The sequence below is a fragment of the Paenibacillus sp. IHBB 3054 genome (assembly GCF_051594305.1).
Lineage (GTDB): Bacteria > Bacillota > Bacilli > Paenibacillales > Paenibacillaceae > Paenibacillus_AQ.
Map to the genome: position 1 here is coordinate 1 of NZ_JBOFBG010000077.1, position 4,927 is coordinate 4,927.

Sequence of the window (4,927 nt, forward strand, 5' to 3'; positions counted from 1 at the left end):
TTTTTCAATATTGAATAATCAGGAAATTCGTCAAAGTATCCGGGATATGAAATTTCATATAAATTCAGTGCCTCATTCATACTGGTTATCCTCCCAATCGTCATCGTAATCGTCAAATAATGGGCCATCATCTTCGTCAATATCCAGCGACTCGTATTCCTCATCCTCACAAATCATGCGTGCGTCGCTTATCAGCCCCTTTATAGGGAGAGGACTAACCTCTCCTCTTGTGGTCTAAAACCAGACCTTGTATAATTCAGGAAATTACATAGAGGTGATTTAATGAATCGTAGAACAAAAGTAATCATAAGGGTTTGTATAGTGACGTCTGTTTTGGTAATTCTTTTTTTCATTGGAATCAACTATATGTTTTACTATTCGGCGAAGTTAGATGGTGGTTAACCCTCCACCTTCTTCAAAAATTCAGTAGCAAAGCCTCCGCTTTTCCCTTCCAACAGCACCACTTCTGATCCGCACAGGTCCCACGGATCCGATTTCACCGTCCAAACTTTATCCTTATTTTCTTCCTTACGTGCTTCGTAGCAGGAATGCATGATTACCTTGTCTTCCGGTTTTAGTCCTGATTTCTTAAACTTTGGTTGTTTTGCCATGTCATTTATCTCTCCTTTGTAGGTTAGTTGGTTCTCATTACCTCGTGCGGAAGTAGCTTGTCCTTAATCACTCCGAAAGCATATGTACGATCATACAGAGCTACGTACCGATGTTGGGTATCGCTAGTGCCTGCTCCTGCATTCGCACTGTACAGGAAGGCATATGGAGTCTCACTCGTTCTGCTCAGTATGGGTACACCCAGCTTATTACAGCGTGTCATAGTCAGAAGTACAGCAAAGGAGTATAACTTGCCCTCCCATCGATTCGAACGAGGAATAAAGTAGGGAAGACCGGATTCCAGCACTTCTGATTTGTTATACCGACCTTGTTCATTAGGCATTGTGTGTCTCCTCCTTTCTCTTGGAAAAGTTTTTATTATCTGCGGCAAACCCAGGCAAACGCCTTTTCCCCACGCCCTGAATCTTCAATCACATAAGCCACACCTTTGGTCACGTAAATGTTAGGGAAGACCCTGAGCATTCCGAACGCCGTGAGTATAGAATGATGCTCGGCCATCTCAGAATCAGGCCATACATGCAGTTTCAACCGTTCAATTTTGCACTCCTTGTCTTCAAAAAACAGAGGTTGGAGGGCACTGTTGATCATCTGCAAGGCACGCGGGTGAATCGGACTTGCGGTAAATAGGCTCATATCAACGGCACCTCCATCCTAAAATAGCTGTAACTGCCCTACCTTCTCGGCGGCAATGGGGTTTATCCAGAGGACTTCCGTCCGACTGCGGCCTGATTCGGCCTTTACAATCTTTGTTTCCCGCCGCCAATGCTCTAGCCGGTCGTCGTATAGTGGGTGAGCATAGCCACTCAGTAAAACTGGCCCTGGATGATTATCCAATTGTTCAAGCAAACGGGAATGTTCATCTTCCCCCATCATTTCGTGCTTGTACAATCGTTTAGACCTTGTAGATAGCAAATATGGCGGATCGCAGTACACAAGCACATCTTTTCGTGCATACCGCTTCAAAAGGTCCTCTGCCGATTGGTTTTCTATCTGAACGTTTTTCAACCTTTCAGCAACAGTCAATAGCTTTGCAGGCAATTTCGTCCATTCTCCCGGTTTGTAAGAAGTATCAACTGATATATCGCTTCTCCACCCGGTGCGGTCACTTGTCTTAGCCCCAATTGCTTGCCACATTCTGACCAAAAACCTTCTGGCTCTTTCAATCCCCCCCCTCCACCGACATCCTGGTATGACTCGTAATATTCTTCGCGGGAATATGGGGTCCAGTAGATGAATCGTGTCAATTCTTCCGGACATTCGCGGATCACCCGAAAAAGATTCACTACATTCCCATCCAGATCATTAACGGTTTCGATAACAGACGCAGGCTTCTTGAACAACACCGCCCCGGACCCAAAATGCGTCTCAAGGTAGGTCGTGTGTTCCGACATATGACTAATGATCCAATCCGCCATGCTCCACTTGCTTCCGGGATAGTGTAAGATTCGTGGTACTTTCATGACCTGTCTCCTTTCCGTGACTGAATACCCCGATTGTTTTTCTTGTCTCTCCAGCCATAACCGGGGTAGTCTCTCTCAAATATAAATTTCCGCAGCTGTTCGTCCGTTCTACTATTGATTTGTTCTAGCGTTAACTCAGAGGGTCGTCCTTGATATTCCGCAAATCCTATATAGTCACGAGTAATCTTCAACAGGTCCTCACGAGTAAATCTTCGTAGGAGATCTCGGATCTCCCGACTCTCGGCGGCGGTCAACTTGTTCGCAGACAGCATGATTAATGCACCAAAACAGTCATTGGCTCTATTTGCGGAACCACCCACACCGGATTCCAGCTAAGCTCAAAGGATACTCCTGCCTCTGCCTCCGCACCCGCAAGTAGCACCACATTTCCCATCTGTTCCGCAGCATCCTTTGGTACCGCATTACCGATATACTCTCTGGCTTTAGCATCAGAGCAGCCTTCCAATTGGAAAGGTCTGCCGTCAGGAAGAAATTGTGGGAAGCTCTGTAGCATTGCCATTTCATAGGTGGTTAAGGGGCGATGCCATGTCCCGTCTTCCGCAATAATGATCATGACGCACCGTTCATCCGGCTCTGGAATTCTTGGATCGGCTACTGCAGCAGCTCCGGAATGGATATCGGCAGTACCGGTGACTGTCTTCGCTGGAGTGTCCCAAGCCTGTACCCCCATGGTGTCTGCACGGGGAGCGCACTTCATTCTCGGGTCTGCAATGCTGGAGGCCGACTGCATAATTCGTGAAGCGCCTCGGATCGTTTTGGATGCTGTGTCCCATTCCTGCACACCGTAACAATCTGGCTGCAATGTCGTCCGGCAACGTGGATCAGAAATGAGTTGAGCACCGCTTTGAATGTCGGTATCCCCGGTAACTGTCTTCGCTGGTTCCTCCCAGGACTGCATCTTAAATTGATTTGTAAATCTTCCTGCTCGATCATTCACTCGTGAATCCGAGATCGCTATTGCCCCACTTCCAAATCGTGTACCCGTTACACACGGGGCTGGCTCATCGTCCCTCACAACCCGATACACAGCTGGGTGACGACTATCACGTTCCGATAATCTGGGGTCGGCTACACTCAAGGCCCCATTGTTTGATCCTGTCGCTCCAGTGACACAAGGTGACTCTTCTTCCCATCTCACTAGCCTGTAAATGGTCGAATGCGTCCCTTCTCCCAGGTTCATGCGTGGATCTGATATGGCTGCAGCACCATTGCTACGGCCTACACCTGCTCCACCGGTTACAGTCCGGCTACTTTGATTCCAATCTTCCACTGCCCAGGCTCCACTCCGTGGTTCATGCTGCAGACGGTATTTCTGATATTCAAAGCAATTCAAGTCCCGCCAATCCCCGCCAGCCGGAATGGCCATCAGCTTTTCCCATGATTTCCGGGCAAGCTTAGGCATCCGGTTAAGAGGTCCTCCTGCTACGGTATCCCCCGGAAACGGTAGTGGACCGATAATATTCCCAATCGTTCGTAGCGGCTTCCGTTCCGGATAATAAATCACATTCGGAATCTGTGACTCCTGCCGAGCCATGAGTAGAAATCGAACACGGTTCTGGCCTAAACCTCCAATTTCTCCAAGGTTATGATCCGCCCGGATACTGACTACATAGCTGTATTTTTCAAGCAGTTTCTTAATCTGCCGTAACAATGGCTTGCCTCTGGAGGTAATGCGTGGCACATTCTCAATTTGAATAATGGCTGGCAAACTACCACCATATTCAAGGCAGGCCTGAAGAGCAATCTCCAAACCATGCACCGTTAAGTAATTAAGTGCTTGGTATTTGTCCGATTCAGCCTTTTCTTGCGGTAATAATCCACTAAGCCCTTTACAAGGTGGACTCAAGAATAAGAAGAAAGGTACCTGCTCCTTAAAGGCCAGCCATATATCCCAAGGGGTCGTTTCTCGCCATTCTGCTGGCGGCTCATAGCCATGCCAGGCCTTATATTGCCAACCACGGAACAAGTCCATTACCACTGAAGCCTTCTCGCCCGTGATCAGATCATGGTTGCGACAAGCTACCGGGTCACTGTCTATGGAGCAGAGTAATTTAAATTTGTATAGCTTACCTCCATACTCAACTTGAGATTTCAACAAACCCGCTGATTCCCCGCCGATCCCGCCGAATAACACAGCAGCCGTTTTGTAATGTATGATGTTTGTCTGCTCCAAATAAATCCTCCTCAACTACCGCTTTTTATAAGAAAAAGAGATCGTATGTTCTGTTTGAAGTCCGCAATTCTCCAGCTCTGGAGACAGTCTCTCTCCAAAGATCGATTAGTCATAATTCCCTAAGTGGCTCTATCCGCAGGTCACGATACGTGTAGTGCCTTTCTTTTTATTTAGTAGCTCCAACTGCTCTGGGGTGGCACTAAGCACTAACCAGTTCTCCGGTATCAACCGGTGCTGACTGATCACTTGCTTTTGCCGCCGTGTTGGGCGTAATCCGCGATTCTTTCTCATTTCTTTAGTACTCTTCATGCCGTTCATCCTCTCAGATATGGATATGTATTGACTTCAAACGCTTGCTACTCACCGTACAGATACCTTGGCATCCTTTATTTGTTGAGCTTTACGCATCATTTCATCCATTTCTTCCGGAGTAGGAACAACTCCACTGCCATCATCGACAGTTATAGGAATCTGCTGCTTTCCACTTCTACTGGTATTTCTCCCCGATCCCTTAGGAGTCTTGGGTTTCCCTGGAGAAATTAAAGATGCGTCCGTCTTCTCGGTTTGTGGGCTAGTCGTGCCGCCACGATGTTGATAGCCATTTAAAATGCCTCGTATATAGGACAGGTTCTGTTTTTCCGAA

Annotated in this window: 6 protein-coding genes and 1 pseudogene; all 7 read right to left on the minus strand. The window is 47.4% G+C overall.

The genetic code is table 11. From position 1 onward, the window contains the following. Positions 1 to 398: 398 nt before the first annotated feature. Positions 399 to 611, minus strand: a complete 213-nt coding sequence (locus ACQ76X_RS35400) for a hypothetical protein (RefSeq protein WP_438498574.1) — start codon at positions 609 to 611, stop codon at positions 399 to 401. A 23-nt stretch (positions 612 to 634) separates the two neighbouring features. Continuing rightward, a complete protein-coding gene (locus ACQ76X_RS35405; protein ID WP_438498576.1) occupies positions 635 to 952 on the minus strand; it encodes a hypothetical protein in 318 nt (105 codons plus the stop codon). A gap of 35 nt (positions 953 to 987) precedes the next feature. Further along, positions 988 to 1,263 carry a hypothetical protein gene (locus tag ACQ76X_RS35410; protein ID WP_438498577.1) on the minus strand — a complete coding sequence of 92 codons (276 nt, stop codon included), beginning with the start codon at positions 1,261 to 1,263 and terminating at the stop codon, positions 988 to 990. An 18-nt stretch (positions 1,264 to 1,281) separates the two neighbouring features. Further along, positions 1,282 to 2,090: pseudogene (locus tag ACQ76X_RS35415) on the minus strand (DNA adenine methylase). 274 nt (positions 2,091 to 2,364) lie between these two features. Beyond that, entirely contained in the window at positions 2,365 to 4,284 is a 1,920-nt protein-coding gene (locus ACQ76X_RS35420; protein WP_438498578.1) for a DNA cytosine methyltransferase, read from the minus strand. Between the two features lie 129 nt (positions 4,285 to 4,413). Further along, positions 4,414 to 4,602: a DUF6906 family protein gene (locus tag ACQ76X_RS35425; RefSeq protein ID WP_438498580.1), complete on the minus strand. Its 189-nt coding sequence runs from the start codon at positions 4,600 to 4,602 to the stop codon at positions 4,414 to 4,416. A 42-nt stretch (positions 4,603 to 4,644) separates the two neighbouring features. Beyond that, positions 4,645 to 4,927 (minus strand): hypothetical protein (locus ACQ76X_RS35430; RefSeq protein ID WP_438498582.1); only part of this gene is annotated, 283 nt, incomplete at its 5' end.

Coding starts and splice junctions, on each gene's coding strand:
- ACQ76X_RS35400 (WP_438498574.1), bottom strand. CDS start 611: ATGGCAAAACAACCAAAGTTTAAGAAATCAGGACTAAAACCGGAAGAC.
- ACQ76X_RS35405 (WP_438498576.1), bottom strand. CDS start 952: ATGCCTAATGAACAAGGTCGGTATAACAAATCAGAAGTGCTGGAATCC.
- ACQ76X_RS35410 (WP_438498577.1), bottom strand. CDS start 1,263: ATGAGCCTATTTACCGCAAGTCCGATTCACCCGCGTGCCTTGCAGATG.
- ACQ76X_RS35425 (WP_438498580.1), bottom strand. CDS start 4,602: ATGAACGGCATGAAGAGTACTAAAGAAATGAGAAAGAATCGCGGATTA.